General features: G+C 60.9%; 20 protein-coding genes and 1 tRNA gene. 9 read left to right on the top strand and 12 right to left on the bottom strand.

Annotated features, from left to right (window positions below; translation table 11 throughout):
* Positions 1–28 precede the first annotated feature (28 nt).
* From MB84_RS00100 to MB84_RS00090, 3 genes are all read right to left on the bottom strand, one after another.
* Complete coding sequence (locus tag MB84_RS00100; protein ID WP_052653238.1) at positions 29–1,189, bottom strand: ISL3 family transposase; 1,161 nt, start codon at positions 1,187–1,189, stop codon at positions 29–31.
* Positions 1,083–2,432 (bottom strand): hypothetical protein, encoded by a 1,350-nt coding sequence (locus tag MB84_RS30835; protein WP_245725451.1) that lies wholly within the window; start codon positions 2,430–2,432, stop codon positions 1,083–1,085. The genes MB84_RS00100 and MB84_RS30835 overlap by 107 nt, the downstream gene beginning before the upstream one ends.
* Before the next feature lie 238 nt (positions 2,433–2,670).
* On the bottom strand, positions 2,671–3,543 hold the full coding sequence (locus MB84_RS00090) for a nickel/cobalt efflux protein RcnA (protein ID WP_046290276.1): 873 nt from the start codon (positions 3,541–3,543) through the stop codon (positions 2,671–2,673).
* A 109-nt stretch (positions 3,544–3,652) separates the two neighbouring features.
* Between MB84_RS00090 and MB84_RS00085 the strand changes: the two genes are divergently transcribed.
* From MB84_RS00085 to MB84_RS00065, 5 genes are all read left to right on the top strand, one after another.
* Positions 3,653–3,922, top strand: coding sequence for a metal/formaldehyde-sensitive transcriptional repressor (locus tag MB84_RS00085; protein WP_046290275.1), 270 nt, complete (start codon positions 3,653–3,655; stop codon positions 3,920–3,922).
* The gene (locus tag MB84_RS00080) at positions 3,919–4,566 is read left to right on the top strand and encodes an ABC transporter ATP-binding protein (RefSeq protein ID WP_245725450.1); all 648 of its coding nucleotides are present in this window, start codon (positions 3,919–3,921) and stop codon (positions 4,564–4,566) included. Before MB84_RS00085 ends, MB84_RS00080 begins: the two co-directional genes overlap by 4 nt.
* A 642-nt stretch (positions 4,567–5,208) precedes the next feature.
* Positions 5,209–5,679, top strand: a complete 471-nt coding sequence (locus MB84_RS00075) for a low affinity iron permease family protein (protein ID WP_046290274.1) — start codon at positions 5,209–5,211, stop codon at positions 5,677–5,679.
* Between the two features lie 229 nt (positions 5,680–5,908).
* Positions 5,909–7,795, top strand: a complete 1,887-nt coding sequence (locus MB84_RS00070; protein ID WP_046290273.1) for a methyl-accepting chemotaxis protein — start codon at positions 5,909–5,911, stop codon at positions 7,793–7,795.
* Positions 7,796–7,930: 135 nt separating this feature from the next.
* Positions 7,931–8,015, top strand: a tRNA-Leu gene (locus MB84_RS00065).
* 103 nt (positions 8,016–8,118) lie between these two features.
* Here the strand turns inward: MB84_RS00065 and MB84_RS00060 are convergent.
* The 3 genes from MB84_RS00060 to MB84_RS00050 all read right to left on the bottom strand — a co-directional run bounded on the left by MB84_RS00060 (position 8,119) and on the right by MB84_RS00050 (position 11,136).
* Positions 8,119–8,655, bottom strand: a complete 537-nt coding sequence (locus tag MB84_RS00060) for a hypothetical protein (protein WP_046290272.1) — start codon at positions 8,653–8,655, stop codon at positions 8,119–8,121.
* Positions 8,656–8,786: 131 nt separating this feature from the next.
* Positions 8,787–10,115, bottom strand: a complete 1,329-nt coding sequence (locus MB84_RS00055; RefSeq protein ID WP_084009975.1) for an MFS transporter — start codon at positions 10,113–10,115, stop codon at positions 8,787–8,789.
* Between the two features lie 139 nt (positions 10,116–10,254).
* The gene (locus MB84_RS00050) at positions 10,255–11,136 is read right to left on the bottom strand and encodes an isocitrate lyase/PEP mutase family protein (RefSeq protein ID WP_046293239.1); all 882 of its coding nucleotides are present in this window, start codon (positions 11,134–11,136) and stop codon (positions 10,255–10,257) included.
* Positions 11,137–11,455: 319 nt separating this feature from the next.
* Here MB84_RS00050 and prpR point away from each other — a divergent pair, with 319 nt between their 5' ends.
* Together prpR and MB84_RS00040 are read left to right on the top strand one after the other, a co-directional pair.
* Positions 11,456–13,462 (top strand): propionate catabolism operon regulatory protein PrpR, encoded by a 2,007-nt coding sequence (gene prpR / locus MB84_RS00045; RefSeq protein WP_084009974.1) that lies wholly within the window; start codon positions 11,456–11,458, stop codon positions 13,460–13,462.
* Positions 13,463–13,538: 76 nt separating this feature from the next.
* Positions 13,539–13,754 carry a GyrI-like domain-containing protein gene (locus MB84_RS00040; RefSeq protein WP_046290271.1) on the top strand — a complete coding sequence of 72 codons (216 nt, stop codon included), beginning with the start codon at positions 13,539–13,541 and terminating at the stop codon, positions 13,752–13,754.
* Positions 13,755–13,771: 17 nt separating this feature from the next.
* Here the strand turns inward: MB84_RS00040 and MB84_RS00035 are convergent, their stop codons facing one another.
* Positions 13,772–14,575 carry a class I SAM-dependent methyltransferase gene (locus MB84_RS00035; protein WP_046290270.1) on the bottom strand — a complete coding sequence of 268 codons (804 nt, stop codon included), beginning with the start codon at positions 14,573–14,575 and terminating at the stop codon, positions 13,772–13,774.
* A 76-nt stretch (positions 14,576–14,651) separates the two neighbouring features.
* Positions 14,652–15,995 (bottom strand): NADP-specific glutamate dehydrogenase, encoded by a 1,344-nt coding sequence (gene gdhA, locus MB84_RS00030; RefSeq protein WP_046290269.1) that lies wholly within the window; start codon positions 15,993–15,995, stop codon positions 14,652–14,654.
* 330 nt (positions 15,996–16,325) lie between these two features.
* Between gdhA and fmdA the strand changes: the two genes are divergently transcribed.
* Both fmdA and MB84_RS28675 read left to right on the top strand, forming a co-directional pair.
* Positions 16,326–17,564 (top strand): formamidase, encoded by a 1,239-nt coding sequence (fmdA, locus tag MB84_RS00025; protein WP_046290268.1) that lies wholly within the window; start codon positions 16,326–16,328, stop codon positions 17,562–17,564.
* Positions 17,565–17,589: 25 nt separating this feature from the next.
* A complete protein-coding gene (locus MB84_RS28675) occupies positions 17,590–17,928 on the top strand; it encodes an FmdB family zinc ribbon protein (RefSeq protein WP_046290267.1) in 339 nt (112 codons plus the stop codon).
* A gap of 507 nt (positions 17,929–18,435) precedes the next feature.
* Here the strand turns inward: MB84_RS28675 and MB84_RS00020 are convergent.
* From MB84_RS00020 to dnaA, 4 genes are all read right to left on the bottom strand, one after another.
* Positions 18,436–19,656, bottom strand: a complete 1,221-nt coding sequence (locus MB84_RS00020) for an ISL3 family transposase (protein WP_046289972.1) — start codon at positions 19,654–19,656, stop codon at positions 18,436–18,438.
* A 119-nt stretch (positions 19,657–19,775) separates the two neighbouring features.
* A complete protein-coding gene (gene gyrB, locus MB84_RS00015; RefSeq protein ID WP_046290266.1) occupies positions 19,776–22,253 on the bottom strand; it encodes a DNA topoisomerase (ATP-hydrolyzing) subunit B in 2,478 nt (825 codons plus the stop codon).
* A gap of 180 nt (positions 22,254–22,433) precedes the next feature.
* A complete protein-coding gene (gene dnaN, locus MB84_RS00010; protein ID WP_046290265.1) occupies positions 22,434–23,540 on the bottom strand; it encodes a DNA polymerase III subunit beta in 1,107 nt (368 codons plus the stop codon).
* 240 nt (positions 23,541–23,780) lie between these two features.
* On the bottom strand, positions 23,781–25,325 hold the full coding sequence (dnaA, locus tag MB84_RS00005; RefSeq protein WP_046290264.1) for a chromosomal replication initiator protein DnaA: 1,545 nt from the start codon (positions 25,323–25,325) through the stop codon (positions 23,781–23,783).

The raw sequence follows: 25,325 nt of genomic DNA, 5'->3' as shown, positions 1-25,325 counted from the left end.
CGTCGCCAACGCGCCGAAAATTTTTGGTTCATTGAGCATTACCGGGGAAGGCGGCGCGGATTTTGAGGAAGAAGTATTCCTGGTCTCGGTAGCCGTAGGCGCGCCGCTTAATGACCTTGATAGTGTTGTTAATGCCCTCAACGATGCTGGTGTTTAGACGATGTCGGCATCTGGCCAGGATGCCATGCAGATAGCCTTTCAGACGCTGAGCGAAGGTGTTCAAGGGGGCTATTCCGCTTTGCTCGGCCTGCTCGCACCAGTGGTGCCAGGCTTGTTTTGCCCAGGCAGGTCTTCGGTAGAACCAGAGCCGCTTGAGTTCGTCCCTCAGGACATAGACCGTCAGCAGCGGCTGGTTGGCTTGCAGCAATTCGTCGAGCCGGACGGCCTGCTGCCGGTCTAGCTTGTCGCGGTTGCGCAATAACAGCCAGCGGCTCGATTTGATGACCCGGCGCGCGGGACGGTCCTGGCGCAGTTGGTTGGCCTGATCCACGCGCACCCGATCAATGACCTCTCGTCCGTACTTGGCCACGACATGGAACAAGTCATAGACGATCTCCGCCCGTGGGCAGTGGGCCTGGATTTCTAACTCGTAGGCCGTAGTCATGTCGATGGCTACGGCCTTGATGCGTTGGGCGACCCCACGCGGCAATTGCTCGAAGAACGCCCGAGCCGTCTCGCGTGAGCGTCCTGGGCCGATCCACAGCACCTGCCTGCTGATCGGATCGACGACTACCGTCGCGTACCGATGCCCTTTATGCAGGGCGAACTCGTCCATCGCTAAATACTCGATCCTGGACCAATCCGGTTCGCGCACTGACGCTCGGAGCCGGGCCTTGTCCAGCGTCTTGACGGTATGCCAACCCAGCTCGAAGAACCTCGCCACCGCCTGCACGTTGCTCGATTGCAGCAATTGGCTGCAGGCCGCCGCAAGCCGATCCGTCACCCGCTGGTAGCGACCCAGCCAAGTAAGCCGCTCCAGGCGCGGGCCACCGCATTGCTCACACAACAAGCGCCGGCGTGGAACATGAAGAACAACCCGGTACTCAAATAACGGCAGATCTCGCACCCGGCGCACCGTGGTCTCATGGACCTGGCGACATCGTGCGCCGCACTGCTCGCACAGCATCACCTTGGCGGTTGGCTTCAAATAGATCGACAGCGTGCGCCCTGTGCCCTCGGGCCACTCCACGCGTTCGACGGCATAGCCCTGCCAGCCTCCCAGCGACTCCAGCAGCTTGCGATCCAGCATCTCCACGCACTCCTGATGGCAAATTCCTGCCATCAAGAGTACGAAAACTTGTCAAATCCCTCCACGCTATTGCGCGATGAACCAAATTATTACCCCCAAGTGCCGCCGCCATTCTCGACAGATCCTTCTTGAAGAACTCTCGCAACAACTTGGCACCGGCCGCCTGGGTATCTTCGTCGAGGCGGCCCAACCTCAGGACGACCTCCCGCATGACAAAATTCGCATCCCTGCCGTCATCGACGATCTTGTCGATCTTTTGCCTCAGTTGATTCGCGAAATCTGTGCGCTTTTTCTGATCGCCCGGCACATCCGGCCGCAGACTCGCGACTTCCTTCCAGTCCGCAAAAATCCCCTGCGGCAGGAAGACGTGGCCGGTCGTTACTCCGAGACACTTGAGTGCACCAGAAGTGTCTGCATCGTTGAGCGCGAGAATCGCTGGTAACTCCTGAAGTTCCGACTGAGGAATCTGCTTGATTCTCTCCGGAATGATTTCGCAGTATTTTCTCAACGCATTCAGACGATGTTTCTCGTCTACATCACGGATATCACCCAGCAGATCCAACACAAATTGCCGTGATGAGTCACTGTCGATCTTTCCCACGTGCTCGAGGCACTGACTCAGCGAATGCTTCAGATCACTCGCTGGCACTGCCCTTGTGTTGCGTTCGTCTTGAGCGCCAAGGGCGGACACTAAAATTCTGCCGATCACCCGACGCATCTCCGACTTTGAATCGGATCCGGTGATCCCGGAAAACGCCATCAATCCATTGATCTCATCCTTTTCGCCGTCGGGACAGTGGCAAGTGAACAGTTCGAGGTACTCGTTCGCCGGGAAACCCCGAAACTGTTGTGGACAACTACGTAGCAAAGACTCCAGTCCGTCGCGAGCGTTCGCAGAATTATCGATGTCCAACCGCACCTTTACGGCCTCCCGAAAATCGGCCTTGAAGCGCGCGTACTCAGGGCTTCCTTTTGCGTACAGCCAATAGCGGGCGACCAATTCCGGCAGACGCCCTCGCCCTTTCCACCCGGTTTCGCCTTCCCACACGACCTCCAACGAGGCGGGTGCCGCGAACCGCAGATCCGAGGGTATCGTCGGCGCCGTATCTAACCGAGCATCGGGAGGTATTTCGGCAGGCGATAGCGGCTTATTGACGACCGGACTATTTGAAATCGATTCCATGATCCATCTCCTTCGGTGAATGGAGATTTCATAGTGGCTCCGATCTGTAGACGCCCTTTGGGTTACTGCCGTGGACCTTTTGGATTCATCTTGCAGCGGATCCACGTTGGGGTCTTCGCCTTGATAACTGCCGATATTTCGCCCAATCCCGATGTGACGTCGCAAAACGTTCGCCCACCTGTCGTTTCGTTCTACGGTAGACGATCATGACGTCCACGCGTGTGAGGACCGATACGATTTAGACGTTGAGAAGCATGTGCGACGCGCCCTGATAGATGACGTACACACCGACCAGCACGATCACCGCACCCGAGAGATACGGTGCTTTGCGTGCGAATTCGCCGAACCCGCTCCACCGCTTCGACACATGGCGCACACTGAGTGCCGCCACCGTGCCGGAGGCGACCATCGTCAGCGCGAGCCCGATGCTAAAGCACAGCACCAATCCGGCACCCAGCGCGAAGCGTTTGAGTTGCAGGCACAGCAGCAGCACCGTGATGGACGCGGGGCAGGGCACCAGCCCGCCCGTGAGACCGAACATGACGATCTGGCCTGTGGTCACCTCGCGTCCGGCAAAGCGCTTTTCGATGTCGCGCGCATGTGCGCGTTCGTGGGCGTCCTGATACTCGCTCGATCCGACGGACACCACCGGACTCCCGCGCGTTAGCGCCTTCGCCGGACGATCGTGACGATGGCCATGATCGTGACCGTGGTCGTGGTCGTGATGGTCGTCGTGCACGTCGTGGCCATGCGAATGCGCTTTCGCTTCGCGGTTATCGCGCCACGTGCGCCACAGCATCCATCCCGCCACGATGAGGATCAACACTCCCGAAGCCACCTGAAAGTACGACTCGGTCGCGTCGGCGTTCCAGTTGCGTCCGAAGTACAGCCCCGCCATCGCTACAAGCCACACCACAGCCGTATGCGAGACCGTCGCCGACAACCCGAGCAGCACCGCCTGCCCGATCGTGCCGCGAATCGCCACGATGAACGCTGCCATCATGGTCTTCGAATGCCCCGGTTCAAGGCCGTGCAGCGCGCCGAGCAGGATGGCGCTCGGAATGAAAAGCCAGGCATTGCCTTGCTGGAGAAGGGTCGAGAATTCGGTCATGTCACATGGCTCGATAGAAAGACGTCACGAGCGCAATATACCCCCGCCCAGTATATTTGTGTTAGCATTTTTTCCATCTAATTCGTGACAGACAGGAGCGCGGCAGACCGTGCACACGATCCGGGACAAGAACAAGTTGTTAGCGCGCGTGCGCCGCATTCAGGGGCAGACGCAGGCATTGGAGCGTCAGTTGACGCAGGAGGACGACTGCGTCGAGATCCTCCAGCAGATCGCTGCCATTCGCGGCGCGATCAACGGACTGATGGGCGCGGTGATCGAGGGTCATTTCGTCGATCACGTCATTAACGAACCCGATCAGGCGCAGCGGGAAGCCGAACTGGCGCCCTTGCTTCACGTCATCAAGGCCTACCTGAAATGAGCGACGCCATCTCTCAGGAACCGCTGCTGCGCTTCGAAGGGCTTACCCGACGTTTCGACGATTTCACCCTTTTCGAGCATCTGCGTTTCAGCGCCGGTCCCGGCTGCTTCGCATTGCGCGACGAAGGCGGGGGTGGCAAGACCACGCTGCTCGGCATGCTCGCAGGCACGGTGGATGCAGGGAATGGAAAGGTATGGATCGACGGACGTTCGATGCAGAGCGATCCCGACGCCGCAAAGGCCGCGTTGGCCGTCGTGCCGTTCGATTGCATGACGGCACCCATGCAAACGGGCCGAGGCTTTCTTGAGCAACGGGCGGCACAGCGCCGGGTGAGCGTGAGCGCAGACGTCCTCGATCTCGCTGAGCGCTTCAGCCTGACGCCGCACATGGAAAAGCGCTTCGAGCAGATGTCGACGGGTACACGTCGCAAGTTCTATCTGACGGCGATATTGTTCGGCGCACCGCGTGTCATCTTGGCAGACGAACCCACCGGGGGCCTCGACGGTCCTTCACGCGCCGTGCTCATCGATTTGTTCACAGCACTCGGCAAAGATCGCTGCATCCTCTTCCCGACGCATGACGATGAGTTCGCCGACGGCTGCCATGCCACCGCACTGAACTTCCCCGACTCTCTCATGCGATAAATCGCGCTGGTTGACAATGGCATCGAAAACGCGCCGCTTTCCATCATCGCTCAAGCCCCGGACCGAATCAGGGTTCGTCCTGGTGTCCTGTCCGTAATAGTGCTCTCGAATCGCACTCTTCACGTCCGCTTAACGGGATCGGATCGACATCACGTTCAGGACTCTGCACGCCGGATACCCCGCATAGCGCGTGGCCGAATTCGATGTATGAGAAGGTTCGCCGACGTAACCGCGTGGCGGACCCGAAATAGGCCCGAAGTTATTTAATTCGCATACCGAACGTATAGATCACGGCTTTCACCAATTGGTTTTCGTCTTGTGGACTGGCGTCCGACTTGACGGGCTGGGACGACATTGGCGTCGCATAAGCTGCCGCATTCGTATTCGCGCTTTCGACCCTAGGCATGGCGCAACTCCTTAAACAGATGGGCGTTTCAGATTGGCACCGATAGCACGGCACACTTGCGCTTTCTGCCCTGGGACTTTGGCAATGTGAAGCCGTCGGGAGTCCCTTGTGACATTGGCGCGTCACCCGTCTGGGGAAACCCTTGGATATCGCGAACGCGCTCAAGCATTCCGAATTCGACGCGCGGCCCACCTATGCCATCATCCGTCTATCGTTTCAATCCACGGGAGACGGTCATGAACGGCAAATGGTTTTCGAAGTTTTCGAGCTACCTTTCAACGCTGACCGGGCGGCCGCCCACCTTTGTGCTGGCAGTCGCGCTGGTACTGCTCTGGGCGGTCACCGGCCCGCTGTTCGATTACAGCGACACCTGGCAACTGGTCATTAACACGTCGACCACCATCGTCACCTTCCTGATGGTCTTCCTCATACAGAACACGCAAAACCGCGACACAGCGGCCATGCACATCAAGCTCGATGAGCTGATTCGCGCGATGGAGGGCGCACACAACGCCTTGCTCGATCTCGAAGAACTCGACGAAAAGGAACTGACTCGTTTCCGCAGCCGCTATGAAGCGCTCGCGAACGAGGCCCGCCTCGCGTTGCGGCAGGGAAATCCCGATACCGATTCGCCGTTCATCGACGAAAGGACGCACGACGACGATGACCCGGACGCAAAGTCGTCGACGTTTCAACAACCGAAATGAGAAACAGAAAACCACCGGTCGAAGGCACCGTTGAAGGGCATCGGGCCTGCCGTTGAAGCGCAGCACACGGGCGTTGATTCCTGCTCACTAAAGTTATTGCGCCGCCCAGCCGTAAGCGCAGAGAGCAAGGACGTAATGGAATCACTGTTTCGCTGCTCGGATGCCCCCAATCCGCCCGAGCGGTCGCCCCCAATCAACGGCTCGCACGCGGGCCTACCGATGAAAGCCCATGAAAGTCACTTCGTTGCGAACCCGGATTCTGCTCATCACCTGTCTGACGGTCGTGGGCGCACTGATCCTCTCAGGCGTTACGACCTACGTGATCGTGCGCGACAGCATGATGTCCAGTATCGAGCACACGCTCTCGGCCGTGGCCAACGGCAACGCAGGCACCGTCGAGCGCTGGGCGGCCGACAAGGCGCAGGCGGTCGTCGCCACGTCGCAAGTGGTGGAAAAGGGTGACCCCACCGGTCTCGTGAAGCTCATGGGCAAGACCAACGACTTCCCGATCACCAGCATCGGCTGGTCGGACAAGACGTTCTTCTCCACCGCGCCCACCCCGGCGGACTACGATCCGACGGCTCGCCCCTGGTACAAGAGCGCGGTCGCGGCCGGTAAGCTGACCGTCACCAAGCCATACGGCGATTCGTCGACGGGCATTCCTTATGTGGCCTTCACCGCGCCGCTCGTGCGCGACGGCCAGACGACCGGTGCGATCAGCGGCGCTGTGGCGCTCACCGGCGTGCAGGACATCATCAAGGCCGTGCACCCCACACCGTCGAGCCTCGCGCTGGTCGTCGCCAGCGACGGTCAGGTGATCGCTCACCCGGACAGCAAGTACTCGCTCAAACCGTCCACCGACGTCAGCGCCGCGCTGACCGCCGACTCGCTGCCGGGCATGGCTGCCGACGGCGCGGCACCGGTCTCGATGGAACTGTCCGGCGCGGTCAAGCTGCTCAAGGCCAGGCGCATTCCCGGCACGGACTGGTATCTGGTGGTCGCGCTCGACCGCGCGGAAGCCACGTCGGGTCTCACGCACGTGCTCACGGCCACCATCGTCACGCTGGTGGTGCTCACGCTCGTCGCGCTGCTGATTGCCTCGATCTTCACCTCGCGCGCCTTCAAGCGCCTGTCGATCGTGCGCGATGCAATGGACACCATCGGCTCGGGCGACGGCGACATGACCCAGCGTCTGGACGTCACCGGTCATGACGAAGTCGCGCAGATCTCGAAGTCGTTCAACGCCTTCGTCGACAAGATTAGCTCGGTCATGCTCGACGTGCGCACCGGCGTGTCGTCGATGACGTCGGCCACGAGCGAGATCGAAATGGGCAACCGCGATCTGTCGCAGCGGACCGAGGCATCGGCCGGGTCGTTGCAGGAGACGTCGTCCGCGCTCACGGAACTGACGTCGAGCGTCAAGCAGACGGCCGACACCGCCGAGCATGCAACGCGGCTGGCCAACGACGCGAGCGCCGCCGCCGCACGCGGGGGCCAGGTCGTGACCGACGCCGTGGGCACGATGGCCGCCATCACGCAGTCGTCGGAACGCATTACGGAAATCATCAGCGTGATCGACGGCATCGCCTTCCAGACGAACATCTTGGCACTCAACGCCGCCGTGGAAGCGGCGCGGGCGGGCGAGCAGGGCCGTGGCTTTGCCGTGGTCGCCGGCGAAGTGCGTACGCTGGCACAACGCAGCGCAGCCGCCGCACAGGAAATCAAGGGCCTGATCGAGACGTCCGTGCAGAACGTGAAGAGCGGCACGGAACGCGTGCAGGCGGCCGGCACGACGATGCATGAGATCGTCGACGGCATCACTCGGGTCCAGCGTCTGGTGAGCGAGATTCACGGCGCGATGACCGAGCAAAGCGCGGGCATCAGCCAGATCGACCGGTCGGTGTCGGAGATGGATCAGGCGACGCAACAAAACGCCGCGCTGGTGGAAGAGTCCGCAGCCGCGTCGGCCATGCTCAGCGAACAGGCGCGCATGCTCGCGGAGACGGTGGCCCGCTTCCGTCTGCGCGACGGACACGGCATGGATTCGCACGGCTTTGGCGGTGCGCACGCGCCAGCGCTGACGGTGGTCGGCGCCTCGCAACGGCTGGCGGCGTGAGATATACCGCACGTATATCTCTCTCGTGGAGGTGTCCGTGATGAGCGCGTCGCGCGCGCAAGACGGTTGCGCGGCGCGCGAAGCATTCACAAAAACCCATTTTCCCGTTACAATCGCGCTCCCTTGCGGGACAAAGCCGACGTGGTGAAATTGGTAGACACGCTATCTTGAGGGGGTAGTGGCGAAAGCTGTGCGAGTTCGAGTCTCGCCGTCGGCACCAAGGTTTCAGAAGGCAGAAGATCGAAAGGTCGTCTGCCTTTTTCGTTTCCTGCGTCGCTTTTCTTCAGCGCCTTCGTCACCTTCCTCACCTTCTTCGCCGACAGTCACCGCAGCATGCCCGCCCGACGCAGCAGCCGTTGCACCCATGGCCAATGCTCGCGCGAGAACATCCCCAGCCCCACCCGATGCCAGTGACGCTGCACCGCCGCGCGTCCGTCGGGGCCGTCCGTCAGGAAGCATTCGAGCGCGGCCGGACGAAGGCGCATGTCGATCCTGCCGAACTTTTGCATCAGAAACCCGAACAGCGTGTAGCGGCCATGCCCGCCCGGAATCCGCATTTGCCATCGGGCGACGAACGCGCGCCAGGCGAGCGTACCGCTCCCGTGCTGCACGGCGCAGATCCATTGCGTGACGATGTCGTTGTACGCGTCGTCGCCCAGTCCCAGAAAATCGGACTGGAAACGAAACGCCGTGTCGGTGTCAGGCGGCACGATCGGAAACGGCAGTGCCCACGACGGTCCGGGAACGTTGAACGCGCCTTCGAGATCGCACGCGACGTCAGGCGTCGCGCTCGTGCGGCACCATTCCTCCGCGTCGGACGGCGGGACAAGACTGAGGTCGAGGATCGGCGACAGCATCATGGACGGAACTCCGCAGCGGTAGTCGGCCCACGATGCCACGCCTGGGCTAACGCACCTTGCGGATCCGTCACCGGATTTCGCGAATCCGGCGGAAGCCGGGAATCTGCCCGTCAACACGCACGGGAAAGCGCTCAGTCGAACTTGCGCCCGCGCGTCTCCGGCATCTTGAGATAGACGACGAGCGAAATCGCCGCGCAGATCGTCACGTACCAGTAGAAATACGACTCGTGACCGCTCGCCTTGAAGCGCAGCGCCACGAACTCCGTCGTGCCGCCGAGAATCGCCGTTGTCAGCGCATACGGGAAGCCCACGGCGAGCGCGCGAATACGCGGTGGGAACAGCTCCGTTTTCGCCAGCATGTGCACCGACGTAAAGCCCGAGAGCATCACGAGACCGGCGAACGACAGTGCAAACGCCACCAGCGGGTCTTTCGTGTGGCTAAGCGCCGTGAAAAGCGGCACGGAGAAGAGCGTGGTGCTCACGCCGAAGATCATCAGCACCTTGCGACGGCCGATCACGTCCGACAGCAGCCCGAACAGCGGTTGCAGCGGCATGTAAAGCAGCAGGGCGAGCGTGGAGACGAACGTCGACGTCTCTTTCGTGAGGCCGACCGAGTTCACCAGAAACTTCTGCATGTAGACGGTGAACGTGTAGAACGCGACCGTGCCACCGATCGTGATGCCGATGGCGAGCAGAATCTGACGCCAGTGCGCGAACACCTCGCGTGCAATCGACGTCTCGCGCTTCTTCGCGCTGTCGACGAACGCCTCGCTCTCCGTCACGTTGCGACGCATGTACAACGCGAACAGCGCCAGCACGCCGCCCAGCACGAACGGAATACGCCATCCCCAGTGTTCGATCTGCTCAGCCGTCAGCAACCAGCGCTGCATCACCAGCATGAGCCCCAGTGCAACGAGTTGTCCCGCCACCACGCTCACTTGCAGGAAGCCGAGGAAGAAGCCTTTGCGGTTCTCCGGTGCCACTTCGCTCAGATACGTCGCGCTGGTGCCGTACTCGCCCCCCATCGACAGACCTTGCAGCAAGCGTGCCGCGATCAGCACGATAGGCGCGAAGATGCCGATGGTCGCGTAGCCGGGCGTGAGCGCGATCATCATGGAGCCGACGCTCATCGCCAGCACCGAGCCCGTGAGGGCCGCCTTACGGCCGCGACGGTCGGCGTACAGGCCGATGAGCCAACTGCCCAACGGACGCGCCACATAACCGACCGCCGCAATGGCTGCCGTGTTCATCAGCTGGACGGTCGGGTTGTCGCCGGGGAAAAAGGCCTTCGCGAAATAGATCGAGAAGATGCTGTAAGCGAGAAAGTCGTACCACTCGATCAGGTTGCCCGCGAGGCCACCGACGATGGAGCCGATCTTGACGGGCGCGCGCGCGGTCGTGGCGGTAGCGTTGCGCGAATGGGGTTGACGTGCGGCGAGGGAATCCGAGGGGGGCGTCACAATCTGTCTCCGATGCTTTTTGTTTGATGCCGTGATGCAGTGATGCTCAATTGCGGCAATGCGGTGCGGCTTGGGATAGAACGGGCGACGCACCTGATTCGATGCGTCACCGACTTGCGAAGGTCGAGCGCGGCGCCGGTCAGTCGGCGGCGTACTTTTTGTCGAGGGCGTCGTAGAACGGCTTGTTCACCAGACGCTGGCGCTCTGCGAACGGCACCACCAGCGACGGGTCTTCGTCCAGACGCCCGCTGTCGCGCAGCGTGCCGAGCGCTTTTTGCATACCAAGTACGGCGCTTTGCAGCGCGGCGTTCGCGTACAACACGATGCCGTAGCCCAGTTCGGCCAGACGCGGCTGCGATTGCGTCGGCGTCTTTCCGCCGATGACGATGTTGATCAGTTGCGGACGATCGAACAGTGCGGGCAGACGTTCGATGTCGGCCAGCGTCTCCGTCGCTTCGATGAAGAGGATGTCGGCACCGGCTTCGATGAAACGGCGGCCGCGCTCGATAGCCGCTTCGATCCCTTCGACGGCAGCCGCGTCGGTGCGGGCGATGATTTGCAGGTTGCCGTCTTCGCGGGCATCGACGGCGGCGCGAAGCTTGCCCACCATCTCGTCGGCGGAGATCACGGCCTTGCCGTTGAAATGGCCGCACTTCTTGGGCAGCACCTGATCTTCGAACTGGATGGCGTCCGCGCCGCTGCGCTCCAGCACGCGCACCGTGTGACGCACGTTCAGTGCGTTGCCGAACCCGGTGTCGGCGTCGACGATGATCGGCAGCGACACGGCGTCGCGCACACGCGCCGTGTGTTCGGCCATCTCGGCCAGTCCGACGAACGCCAGATCGGGCAGACCGAGCGACATGTTGGTGACGCCCGCGCCGGTCAGATAAATCGCCTCGAAACCAGCGTCTTCGATGACGCGTGCCGAGAGGGCGTTGAAAGCGCCGGGCACGAGCAGCCCCTGGCGGGCCTCGACCTTTCGGCGGAATTCGGCGCGGCGTTGTGCAGTCGCGGTGGTCATGATGACGGTCTCCGTGTGAGTTATCGGGTACATGGAAAGACCGTTCGCAAGCGGCATGCCAGACGCGACGTCACTTGAGAATGCCGAAAATTCCACCATCGAATCAGCGACTTGCGCTGGGCAGTCCGTTTCTTGCGGATGTGGCAAAATCGGCGAACAGAATTTGGAACGTTTCATGAAACGCTCGCGAAACGCTTATGGAACGCTCGCTGAACGCCGATTCGGAACGTCGATAGCGCGAATCGGAGCGGGTCCTTGCGGTGTCGCACACGCGATGAAACGTTTCATCACGCCGTCAGCGCAGTCCGGAGTCAACGTCATGCCCCCCAGCCATTCCGACGCGGTGCCGCCGCGCCACGTCACGCCCGCGCCGCTCGATCCTCGTGCTCGTCGCCCGGGCATCGCCCTCGTGAGCATCAGCCGTTTGCAAACCCTTTGCGAGACGGTCGCGCCGCGTTACACCGACCGCGCGCGCTTCTACTCCGTACGCGAAGGCTACGGTGCGGCGGTCACGGCGTTGCAGTCGTATGTGGAGTCGGGCGCGGTCGACGTCGTACTCGCCGCCGGGTCGAACGGCGCGTATCTGCGCGAGAACCTCTCGGTGCCAGTCGTGACGGTGAAGGTCAACGGCTTCGACGTGCTCAGCGCCATCACACGTGCGACGACGACATGGCCCGACCAGCCGCTCGGTCTCGTGCTGCACGAAACCGTCTCGCGCGAGCTGGACGACCTCGGGCAATTGCTCAAGATCCAGATTCGTCAGCGCGCGTATCGCTCCGTCGACGAGGTACAGGACGCCGTCGACACGCTGGCCGCGCAAGGCTGCAAGGTCATCATCGGCCCCGGCATGGCGTGCGACTTCGCGCAGGAGGCGGGGCTGGAGCACGTCTTCCTCTATTCGCTCGGCGCGGTGGAAGAAGCCTTCGAGCGGTCGGTGGAACTCGCACGCGTGAGCCGCGAGAAAGAGTCGAAACGCATGCGTCTGAACACCATCGTGGCGCACATGCGCGACGGCGTCGCGGCGTTCGACGACAACGGTCAGCTCGAAGCGGTGAATCCGGCGATGTTCACGCTGTTGGGTGTCGACGCCGAGCGGGTCGCCACGCACGGCGCGCGCCAGTTCGAACTCACACGCAAGCTCGGGCCGCTGCTTCGTGAGTTGTCGGACGATGGCGTTGCCGTCGAGGAGCGGCTCGCGCATATCGACGGCCGTGCGTTCATCACGAGTTGCGTGCCGATCTACGAACACGGCATGCGCTCGGGGGCGGTGGTCACCGTGCAGGACGCCCAGATGGCGCAGCGCATCGACCGGTCGCTTCGCACGACGCAGCGCCCGAAGCATCTCGTAGCGAAGCATGAGCTTGCCGAACTGGTCGGCGACTCGCCGCAGATCGAGAAGGTGCGCCGTCTCGCCCGCGCGGGGGCCGCGCACGACGCGACGGTGCTGCTCACGGGCGAGAGCGGCACCGGGAAGGAACTGGTGGCGCAGGGGATTCACAACGCCAGCGCGCGACGCGGCAATCCGTTCGTCGCCTTCAACTGTGCGGCGTTACCGGAGGGATTGATCGAGAGCGAGTTGTTCGGGCACGACGAGGGGGCTTTCACGGGCGCGCGTCGCGGCGGCAAGGCCGGGTTGTTCGAGATCGCGCACACGGGGACCATCTTTCTCGACGAGATTGGCGAGATGCCAGCGGCGATGCAAAGCCGTTTGCTGCGTGTGTTGCAGGAGCGCGAGGTGATGCGGCTGGGGTCGGGGCGGCCGGTACCGGTGGACGTGCGTGTGATCGCCGCCACGCATCGCGATCTCAACGCGCTGGTCGCCGAGGGACGCTTCCGTGCCGATCTCTACTTCCGTCTGAATCTTCTGCAAGTGACGCTGCCTGCGCTGCGCGAGCGGCGCGACGACATTCGTCTGCTCGCGCAGACATTGCTCGCGCGAAACGCTGCGCATTACGGGTTGGACGCGCGGGCGTCGAAGCCCATTCTCGACGTGCTCACACCGCTGTTCGATCGCTACGACTGGCCGGGGAACGTGCGCGAACTGGAGAATCTGTTGGCCCGTGCGGCCATCTATCTCGATACCGATGTCGCGCGTCACGCACAGACGCTTCACGAAGTGTTTCCCGAGTTGGCGCGATTGGGCACGCAAAAGCGCGGGGGCGATGGTCCGTCGCCGACATCGCCGGACGCCGCCGCACGTGAAGCCGTCACGCGCGACGCCGCCCTTGCCGCCTTGCAAGCCGCCGCCGGCAACCGCGCCGCCGCCGCCCGCGCGCTGGGCATCGGTCGCACGACGTTCTGGCGATTGATGAAAGCAGGCGGCTGAACGTTGCACGCAAGAACGATCAAATGGCCTTCGCAGCACTGCCCTATAGTCACGCCGACGCGTTCTCGGAAATGCCATGCATCCGGTTGCCAAAGCGCTCTGGTTTATCGAAGTCGAACACAAGGCCCACATCTCCACGATTCACAAGACCGTCCACACGATCTGGCATCAATGGCTGCCACAGTCGGGACTGCAAGCCGCCGACGCACCCGACTTCGAGCGCTACAGCGCCGATTTCGACCCTGTCACCGGCGCGGGGACGCTGGAGATCTGGATACCGGTGCAGGGGTGATCTGAGGCAATTTGACGTCAGCGCTTCACGGCGTAGGTCGCGATGAATGTCGGCATGAATCGGTCGATGACAAAGCGCGGATTCGGCTGCTCGTCTTCCAGAAAGCCTTTCAACATGAACCCCGCTTCGAGTTGTCCGGCGATCTGCTCACTGAGACTGTGTCCGAAGACGAGCGCGTCGCCAGCGGATTGCTTTGCAGCAAGTTCGTCTGGCGTCAGATCGCGGACATCCGAATAGGGCACTTTGAAACGCGGGCGAATAATGCCTTGTTTCGCGTCCTCGGGATTGCGGTCGGCGACGAACACCGCCGGATTGAAGAAGCTGCTGAGCAGTCGTCCGCCCGGGCGAAGCACACGAGAGCATTCACGCCAGACGGGGCGAATATCCGGCACGTATTGATTCGATATCGGATGAAAGATGACGTCGAACGAGGCGTCTTCAAACATCGAAAGATCGCGCATGTCGCCTTGCAGCGTCGTGAGCGTGAGGCCGTCGCGTTGCGCGACCATGTCGTCCTGGGCGAGCTGTGCAGAGGAAACGTCCAGCACGGTGACGTCTGCGCCCGCGGCGCTAAGCACCGGTGCTTGCTGACCGCCGCCGGACGCGAGACACAGCACGCGAAGACCGCGAACGTCATCCGGCAACCAACCGGCAGGCAGTGGCGACGGCGTGAGGTGCACACGCCAGACGCCCTTGCGCGCTGCGGCGATAACGTCGGCCCCCACGGGACGCGACCATTCGCATTGTTTCGCCGACTGACGATCCCAGGCGGCGCGGTTGTGTTCTACGACATCGGGGATGTGGGGGGTTGATTCGGGCATAGTGTCGTCTTCCGCGAATGAAAAAGCGCTGCCTTTTACGACAGCGCTTTTTTGTGATGCGATCAGAGCATCCCGATCAGATCACGCCTTGCGCCAGCATAGCGTCGGCGACCTTGACGAAGCCCGCGACGTTGGCACCGTTGACGTAGCTCACCGAGCCATCCGCACGACGGCCGTGATGCAGGCAGACCTCGTGAATGCTTCGCATGATGTCGTGCAGACGCGCATCGACTTCCTCGCGCGGCCAGGAGATGCGCATGGCGTTCTGGCTCATCTCAAGCCCTGACGTCGCAACGCCACCGGCATTGCTGGCCTTGCCCGGCGCGTACAGAATCCCCTTGCTCTCGAAGCGCTTCGCCGCTTCGTTCGTCGACGGCATGTTGGCGCCTTCCGCGACGCAGATCACGCCGTTTTTGATGAGCGTTTCGGCGTCGTCGGCATTGAGTTCGTTTTGCGTGGCGCAGGGCAACGCGACGTCGACCGGGATATGCCACGGGCGCTCGCCCGCGAGGAACTTGCTGCCGGTACGTTTGGCGTAGTCGCTCACACGTCCGTAGTGATGGTTCTTCACGTCCATCAGTTCAGCGAGTTTTTCGCTGGTGAAACCGTCTTCGTCCACGACGGTGCCACTCGAATCCGACACGGTGACGACCTTCGCACCTAGCGCCATCGCCTTTTCCACAGCGTACTGTGCGACGTTGCCCGAGCCGGAGACGCTGACGCGCAAGCCTTCGAAGCTGCGCCCGGTCTGCTTGAGCATTTCTTCTGCGAAGTACACGGTGCCGTAGCCGGTGGCCTCGGGCCGGATCAGCGATCCGCCGAAGGACAAGCCCTTGCCGGTGAAGACGCAATCGGCGCGGTTGGAGAGTTTCTTCATCATCCCGGCCATGAAGCCGACTTCGCGACCGCCGACGCCGATGTCGCCCGCAGGCACATCGGTATCGCTGCCGACATGACGGAAGAGTTCGGTGACGAATGCCTGACAGAAGCGCATGACTTCACCGGGGCTCTTGCCCTTGGGATCGAAGTCGGAGCCACCTTTACCGCCGCCCATCGGCAGGGTCGTGAGGGCGTTCTTGAAGGTCTGCTCGAAGGCGAGAAACTTCAGGATCGAGAGATTGACGGACGGATGGAACCGCAGGCCGCCCTTGTACGGACCGATGGCGGAGCTGTGCTGAATGCGATAGCCGCGATTGACCTGCACGTCGCCGTGATCGTCGACCCACGAGACGCGGAACATGACGGTGCGCTCCGGCTCGACCAGGCGGTCCAGCAGACCGTGCTCGGCGTATTTGGGATGTTGCGATATGAACGGCCAAAGGCTTTCCATCACCTCCGTGACAGCTTGCAGGAATTCCGGTTGGCCGGGGTTGCGCTCGGCGGCGGCGCGCAGAAAATCGTCAAGTGATTGATATTTCATCTCGGATGCCCATCGATGGTGCTTATTCTTTTGAAGAGAAAGTATTTTGCACCAATTAGGATCGCGATATGATCGAAAAACAAAAATATCAGGGCAAATACGGTGGTTTGTGCCGTGATTAGACGTAGTGCAAAGTGATTGTGCTGCCTGACGGCCCTTTACCTATTTGTCTCCATACATCGATTCTCCACGTCCCTTCTTCGCATCAGTGCTTTGACTGTGTCGTTGATGTCCGCAGTTCTCGAATACCTCTGTGTGTGAATCCGACGCCATCAGGCGTCTGTTTGGTCGCTGGTGTCCCCCACTGGCCCATTACCAGGAGCGAGCGCAATGGCAGAAACTCTCATCAAGGTCGACCTGAACCAATCCGCCTACGAAAACGAACAAGTCCACAATCGTTGGCATCCGGACATTCCAATGGCCTGCTGGGTCAAGCCCGGCGACGACTTCATTCTCGAAACCTACGACTGGACCGGCGGCTTCATCAAGAACAACGACAGCGCGGACGACGTTCGCGACATCGATCTTTCTATCGTCCATTTCTTGTCAGGGCCTGTCGGTGTGAAGGGCGCTGCGCCGGGCGACCTGCTTGTGGTGGATCTGTTGGACATCGGTGCGAAATCGGATAGTCAGTGGGGATTCAACGGCTTCTTCTCGAAGACGAACGGTGGCGGATTTTTGACGGATCACTATCCGCACGCACAGAAATCGATCTGGGACTTTCACGGGCTGTACACGAGTTCGCGCCATATTCCGGGCGTGAATTTCGCGGGGCTGATTCACCCGGGATTGATCGGTTGTTTGCCGGATCCGAAGTTGCTTGAGACCTGGAATGCGCGTGAGACCGGTTTGATCGCGAAGGAACCGCAACGGGTGCCGCCGCTCGCGAATCCGCCGTTTGCGGCGACCGCGCATATGGGGAAATTATCGGGTGCGGCGAAAGAGAAAGCGGCGGCATCCGGTGCGCGCACAGTGCCGCCTCGCGAGCATGGCGGCAACTGCGACATCAAGGATTTGTCACGTGGCTCGAAGATCTTCTTCCCGGTATATGTGGATGGGGCTGGGCTGTCCGTTGGCGATCTTCACTTCAGTCAGGGCGATGGAGAGATCACGTTCTGCGGCGCGATTGAAATGGCTGGCTGGGTACATATGCGCGTGAACGTGATTAAGGGCGGCATGGAGAAATACGGCGTCCGCAATCCGGTGTTCCAGCCGAGTCCGATCACGCCGACGTACAACGACTATCTGGTCTTTGAAGGTATCTCTGTCGACGAACACGGTGGACAGCACTATCTGGATGTGACGGCTGCGTATCGCCAGGCGTGTCTGAACGCCATCGAGTATCTGAAGAAGTTCGGCTACTCGGGTGCGCAGGCGTATTCGATTCTGGGATGCGCGCCGGTGCAAGGGCATATCAGTGGTGTCGTCGATATTCCGAATGCTTGCGCAACGCTCTGGCTGCCCACGCAGATCTTCGACTTCGATATTCGCCCGAATGCCGATGGTCCGGTGAAGCATGTGAAGGGTGGGGTCGATATGCCGTGTTCGCCAGATGTGGCGAAGTCCTGATGCGTCGAACGCAACGGAGATAGCCATGCCGATATACGACTTCGAATGTGCGGACTGTGGAACGTTCGCGGTGATGCGCCGGATTGCCGATCGCGATGACCCGTGTCATTGCCCTGAGTGTGGAGGGGAAGCCTCGAGAGTGATTACGGCACCGGCGTTGGCGTTAATGGGAAATGCAAGCCGTACCGCGCATGCAACGAACGAGCGAGCTGCGAATGCGCCGCGTCAGTCTGGGGATGCGTCGACGCTAAGGCATCGGGCGGGGTGTAGCTGCTGCTCGGGAGGGAAGGTGGCTCTCGCAGGGACAGCGACGTCAGACGGGCTGAAACGTCCCGCGGGCAGGCCGTGGATGATCAGTCATTAGCGATTCTCGTTTGGTGCTGGTTTGGCCGGTGATAGCCCCTCGGGTCGCAAGATCCGAGGGGCTTTTGGTTGAATCACAATCCACGGTGTCTCACGCGTCACGATCCGATGCAAGAGCGACTCACGTCCTGACGCCGCGCCACATCCACACCGTTCATAACAGGAGACAGATTTGCTTACAGCAGTCGGTGTCGCAATCATCGTTGTCGTCGTTGGGTTGTTGCTCACACGCAGAAGTAATCCCAGCCATTGATTTGAACTGGCCCCCAAGCGTTGGACATGAATTCGACCTTGGGGGGCAGTTCACTTCCCGGACCGTTTTCGGTTTGATGTTTGCATCCACACAGTCGGTGCCAAAGCGCGCTCGACGCGTGCATGAGTTTGCGTAGGGTGTGCCCAATTTCTTGCTGGAAGATGCGTTTGTTGACGGTTGATTGGTCCGCGTCTGACTAACGTCTGCAATAAAAAATGCCCCATAAGTTTTTGGCTTATGGGGCATTTTTTTGGTTCATTGAGCATTACCGGGGAAGGCGGCGCGGATTTTGAGGAAGAAGTATTCCTGGTCTCGGTAGCCGTAGGCGCGCCGCTTAATGACCTTGATAGTGTTGTTAATGCCCTCAACGATGCTGGTGTTTAGACGATGTCGGCATCTGGCCAGGATGCCATGCAGATAGCCTTTCAGACGCTGAGCGAAGGTGTTCAAGGGGGCTATTCCGCTTTGCTCGGCCTGCTCGCACCAGTGGTGCCAGGCTTGTTTTGCCCAGGCAGGTCTTCGGTAGAACCAGAGCCGCTTGAGTTCGTCCCTCAGGACATAGACCGTCAGCAGCGGCTGGTTGGCTTGCAGCAATTCGTCGAGCCGGACGGCCTGCTGCCGGTCTAGCTTGTCGCGGTTGCGCAATAACAGCCAGCGGCTCGATTTGATGACCCGGCGCGCGGGACGGTCCTGGCGCAGTTGGTTGGCCTGATCCACGCGCACCCGATCAATGACCTCTCGTCCGTACTTGGCCACGACATGGAACAAGTCATAGACGATCTCCGCCCGTGGGCAGTGGGCCTGGATTTCTAACTCGTAGGCCGTAGTCATGTCGATGGCTACGGCCTTGATGCGTTGGGCGACCCCACGCGGCAATTGCTCGAAGAACGCCCGAGCCGTCTCGCGTGAGCGTCCTGGGCCGATCCACAGCACCTGCCTGCTGATCGGATCGACGACTACCGTCGCGTACCGATGCCCTTTATGCAGGGCGAACTCGTCCATCGCTAAATACTCGATCCTGGACCAATCCGGTTCGCGCACTGACGCTCGGAGCCGGGCCTTGTCCAGCGTCTTGACGGTATGCCAACCCAGCTCGAAGAACCTCGCCACCGCCTGCACGTTGCTCGATTGCAGCAATTGGCTGCAGGCCGCCGCAAGCCGATCCGTCACCCGCTGGTAGCGACCCAGCCAAGTAAGCCGCTCCAGGCGCGGGCCACCGCATTGCTCACACAACAAGCGCCGGCGTGGAACATGAAGAACAACCCGGTACTCAAATAACGGCAGATCTCGCACCCGGCGCACCGTGGTCTCATGGACCTGGCGACATCGTGCGCCGCACTGCTCGCACAGCATCACCTTGGCGGTTGGCTTCAAATAGATCGACAGCGTGCGCCCTGTGCCCTCGGGCCACTCCACGCGTTCGACGGCATAGCCCTGCCAGCCTCCCAGCGACTCCAGCAGCTTGCGATCCAGCATCTCCACGCACTCCTGATGGCAAATTCCTGCCATCAAGAGTACGAAAACTTGTCAAATCCCTCCACGCTATTGCGCGATGAACCATTTTTTTGGGTGCTGCTTTTATCGACGTGACACCATCAAACGTCAATATTCCCAGCCCGCAGCGCATTGCTCTCAATAAACGCACGACGCGGCTCGACATCGTCACCCATCAGCGTGGTGAAGATGCCATCCGCTGCAATCGCGTCTTCGATCTGCACGCGCAGCAGGCGGCGCACCGACGGGTCCATCGTGGTTTCCCACAGCTGTTCCGCGTTCATCTCGCCCAGGCCCTTATAACGTTGCTTGGAGAGCTTGCTCTCGGCGTCCGCCATCAGCCACTTCATGGCCGACTTGAAGTTCGTCACCGGCTGCGAGCGTTCGCCGCGCTTGATCGTTGCACCTTCGCCGATCAAACCCTTGAACGTTTCCGCCGTCTTTTGCAGTTGCGCGTAATCCGCCGTCTGCAGGAAGTCCGGATCGATCACGGTGACCTTCACGTTGCCATGATGACGACGGTCCACGCGCAGCGAGACCACCGGGTCGGCGTTCTCGACTTCTTCCGTCACTGCCGTGATGGTGATCTCCGGGGCCAGCGGGTCATTGCTAAGCGCAGCTTCCAACGCCTTCGCCGACTTCGCTGCCGCTTCCTCAGTGTCCAGATTGATCTCGACGCCCTCGGTCACGGCCGTCAGCACCGACGGCTCGTACAGGCGGCTCAGACGCTCGATCACGCCATCCGACAACTGATAGCTGCGCGTCAGTTCGCCCAGCGCATCGCCCGAAATCGGGGCGGCGCCCGTCGACGGCGTCAGCTCGGCATTGTTCAGCGCCAGCTTCAGCATGTACTGCGCCAGCTCGCTTTCGTCCTTGATGTAACGCTCGTCCTTGTTGTGCTTGACCTTGTACAGCGGCGGTTGCGCGATATACACGTAACCACGCTCGATCAGCTCCGGCACCTGACGGTACAGGAACGTCAGCAACAACGTGCGGATGTGCGCGCCGTCCACGTCAGCATCGGTCATGATGATGATGCGGTGGTAACGCAACTTGTCGATGTTGTAATCGTCCTTGCCGATGCCACAGCCCAGTGCCGTGATCAGCGTCACGATCTGCTCGCTCGAAATCAGCTTGTCGAAGCGCGCCTTCTCAACATTGAGCACCTTGCCGCGCAGCGGCAAAATCGCCTGGAACTTACGGTCGCGACCCTGCTTGGCCGAACCGCCTGCCGAGTCGCCCTCGACCACGTAGATTTCGCACAGCGCCGGATCCTTCTCCTGGCAGTCCGCCAGCTTGCCCGGCAGACCCACGCCGTCGAGCACGCCCTTACGACGCGTCATTTCACGCGCCTTGCGCGCCGCGTCGCGCGCACGCGCCGCTTCCACGATCTTCGTGCAGATGATCTTCGCGTCGTTCGGCGTCTCTTGCAGGAAGTCCTCAAGCGCCTTCGCCACATACTCTTCCACCGGCGCACGCACTTCCGACGACACCAGCTTGTCCTTCGTCTGCGACGAGAACTTCGGCTCAGGCACCTTCACCGACAACACGCAGGTCAGACCCTCGCGCATGTCGTCGCCCGTCGTCTCGACCTTCGCCTTCTTGGCAATCTCGCTCTCGGCAATGTACTTGTTGATCACGCGCGTCATCGCCGCACGCAGACCCGTCAAGTGCGAGCCGCCGTCACGCTGCGGAATGTTGTTCGTGAAGCACAGCACCGTTTCGTTGTAGCTGTCGTTCCACTGCATGGCGACTTCCACGCCGATGCCGTCGCGCTCGCCCATCACGTGGAACACGGTCGGGTGCAGCACCGTCTTCGACTTGTTGATGTACTCGACGAAACCCTTCACGCCGCCGCCAAAGGCGAAATCGTCTTCCTTGCCCGTGCGCTGATCCGTCAGACGAATACGAACGCCGTTGTTCAGGAAGGACAGCTCGCGCATGCGCTTGGCGAGAATGTCGTAGTGGTATTCGACCTTGCCGAAGATCGTTTCGTCGGCCAGGAAGTGCACCTCGGTGCCACGCTTGTCGGTGTCGCCCAGCAGCTTGAGCGGCGACGTCTCGACACCGTCGACCATCTCGAGCTCGCGGTTCTGCGGCACGCCCTGGTGGAACTCCATGAAGTGCTTCTTGCCGTCGCGACGCACGGTGAGCTTCAGATAGGTCGACAGTGCGTTCACGCACGACACACCCACGCCGTGCAGACCGCCCGACACCTTGTAGCTGTTCTGGTCGAACTTGCCGCCCGCGTGCAGTTCCGTCATCACGATTTCCGCCGCGCTACGCTTCGGCTCGTGCTTGTCGTCGAACTTGATGCCCGTGGGAATGCCGCGACCGTTGTCCGTCACGGAAATGGAGTTGTCGGCGTGAATGACGACGTGAATGTCGTCGCAGTAACCCGCCAATGCCTCGTCGATCGAGTTGTCCAATACCTCGAAAACCAGGTGATGCAGGCCCGTGCCGTCCGACGTGTCGCCAATGTACATGCCGGGACGCTTGCGTACAGCCTCCAGACCTTCGAGGATCTGGATGGAGGCTGCGCCGTAGCCGTTTTCGGCCTGCTTTTGCTGTTCGCTCATGACAATCTTCCGGTTACTGCGTCATTGCTGACGAATTACTGCTTCATGACCTGCCGCCCCCCGCACGCTTTTGGCGCTCCGAAGGCCGCTTATCCCGCAAAAGGATAATTCTCTAGAAACGCCAAAGGGGCGCTCGGCCCCTTCGCGCATATGTGACGGCGCGTATGGCGGAATATCCGCTCAAATGCGCATCGGCATGACGACGTATTTGAATTCGTCGTTGTCCGGCAGGGTGATCAGTGCGCTCGAATTGGCATCGCCAAGGCTCACCTTCACTTGCTCGACCTTCAGGTTCGACAGCACGTCGAGCAGATACGTCACGTTAAAGCCGATGTCCACCGACTCGCCCGTGTAATCGATCTCGATTTCTTCCTGCGCTTCTTCGTTTTCGGTGTTGTTCGCGCTGATCTTCAACTGGTTTTCGCTCACCAGGAAACGCACACCCTTGAACTTGTCCGACGTAACGATCGCCGCACGTTGCAGCGATCGATGCAGCTCTTCGCGGCTGATCACGAAGCTCTTGTTGTAACCCTTCGGGATCACGCGGTTGAAGTCGGGGAACTTGCCCTCGACCAGCTTCGACACCAGTTCGACGTTCGCGAAGCGGAACTTGACCTGGCTCGGCGCCACGTCGATCTGCACAGGATCGTCGATGTCTTCGAGCAGACGCTGCAACTCGAGAATCGTCTTGCGCGGAATGATCACTTCCTGACGCGCGAACTTCTCACCGGCAATCGTCGTATTGCAGTACGCCAGACGGTGACCGTCCGTCGCGACCGCTTCGATCTTCTCGCCCTCGACCACCAGCAGCATGCCGTTCAGGTAGTAACGGATGTCCTGCTGCGCCATCGCGAAGTGCACCATGCCCAACAGTTGGCGGAACGCACGCTGCGGAAGCGCGAAGCTCGCAGCGTAGTCGTTGGCCTCGGCCACCGTCGGGAAATCCTCAGCCGCCAGCGTCTGCAACTGGAAACGGCTCTTGCCCGCCTGTACCGTCAGACGTTTGTCCGACAGCGAAAGCGCCACTTCGGCGTCCGGCATGTTACGCAGGATGTCGAGCAGCTTGCGCGCCGCCACGGTCGTCGCCACATCGTCGGCGCCCGCACCGCAGTCGGCGGTCGTGGTGATTTGCAACTCAAGGTCGGTCGACAGGAAGGAAATGTCCTGTCCGTGCTTGCGAATCAGCAAATTGGCCAGAATCGGCAACGTGTGGCGACGCTCGACGATGCCACTCACAATTTGCAGCGGCCGCAGCAGATTGTCTCGTTGAGTTTTGACCAATTGCATATTTATCCTTCGTAGTAACTGTTAACGGGTGCCAGTTTCTGCTGAAAACCCGAAGATTCCCTTATCAATCAATCGCTTGCAGATGGGATAACAGGGCGGAAAACGCTGTGGACGAGCCGGGGACGCATTGTGCGCCGATCCGCTATTGTGCCCGAAAACGCCTCTTTCCCCCAAACCGCACCCAGCTTATCCACAGGGATGCAGGCAACCCCGCCCATCCCCCTGCGCCGTCGCTGGCCGTTACCCCTTGAGCGTCTGCTCCAGCACGTGCAACTCGTGATTGAGCTGCGCATCCTTGCCTCGCTCTTCCGCAATCTTGCGTACCGCGTGCAGCACCGTCGTATGGTCGCGGCCACCGAACAGTTCGCCGATTTCCGGCAAGCTCTTCTGCGTCAGTTCCTTCGCCAGATACATCGCAATCTGCCGCGGCCGTGCAATATTGGCAGGACGCTTTTTCGAATACATGTCGGCGACCTTGATATTGTAAAAATCGGCGACCGTCTTCTGAATGTTCTCGACGGAAATCTGACGATTCTGAACCGTCAACAGATCCTTCAGCGCTTCCTTCGTCAGCTCGATCGTGATCTCGCGGCCGTGGAACTTCGAGTAAGCCAGAATCTTGCGCAGCGCACCCTCCAGTTCGCGAACGTTCGAGCGCAGGTGCTTACCGACGAAGAACGCCACGTCCTCCGATAATCCCACGCCTTCGGCCTGCGCCTTCTTGATCAGGATCGCCACGCGCATTTCGAGTTCGGGCGGCTCGATGGCCACCGTCAACCCCGAATCGAAACGCGAAATCAGCCGGTCGTCGATTCCGGTGATTTCCTTCGGATACGTGTCGCTCGTGATGATCACCTGCGCACGGTTCGCGATCAGCGCCTCGAACGCATAGAAGAATTCTTCCTGCGTACGGCTCTTGCCCGAGAAGAACTGAATATCGTCGATCAGCAGCAGATCGAGCGAATGGTAATAGCGCTTGAATTCGTCAAATGCCTTGCGCTGATACGCCTTCACCACGTCGGATACGTACTGCTCGGCGTGGATGTAACGAATGCGCGGGTTCTGCTTCTCGGCCAGCAACTGGTTGCCGATGGCATGGATCAAGTGGGTCTTACCGAGACCGACGCCGCCGTACAGGAACAACGGGTTATACGAAGTCCCCGGGTTGTTCGCCACCTGAATCGCGGCGGCACGGGCGAGTTGGTTCGACTTACCCGTCACGAAGTTGTCGAACGTCAGTACCGGATTGAGCTTCGAGCGCTCGTAGATCGACTCGACTTCAGCGACTTGCGCCGGCTCCTGCGGCGTGACACGCCAATTGCGACGCACGGCTTCGGCTTCGCTCGCTTCCAGATCGGGACGTTCACCATCGAGCGCTGCGGCATCTGCCGCGTGATTGCCATTCGCGCCAGCCACGGCCGCGTGGGCGGCAGCCGCAGTCGGATTGGCGCGCGCGACGGTCGTCGGCACGGGAGCGGGCGCGGCACTCGGTGCCGACGGCGGGGTCACCGTTGTGGAAGAGGGCATCCGCAAACCGGCCTTCGGATCAAGGACGAACGTCACTTCGATCGGGGCATTCCAATAGTCCGACGCCATGCTCTGGATGCGCCCGGAGAATTGGCTCTTCACCCAATCCAGCTTGAAGCGGTTGGGTGCGCCAATCTTGAGCGTGCGCGCCTGTTCGTCGAAATCGAGCGGCGCCAGCGGTTTGATCCAGGTACGGAACTGCTGAGGCGTGAGCTCTTGTTCGAGACGGGTCGCGCAGTGTTGCCAGAAGTCGTTCAT

It is taken from the genome of Pandoraea oxalativorans, from assembly GCF_000972785.3.
Taxonomy (GTDB): domain Bacteria; phylum Pseudomonadota; class Gammaproteobacteria; order Burkholderiales; family Burkholderiaceae; genus Pandoraea; species Pandoraea oxalativorans.
Note: the sequence above shows the minus strand (reverse complement) of the source record. Positions and strands in the feature narration are given on the sequence as shown.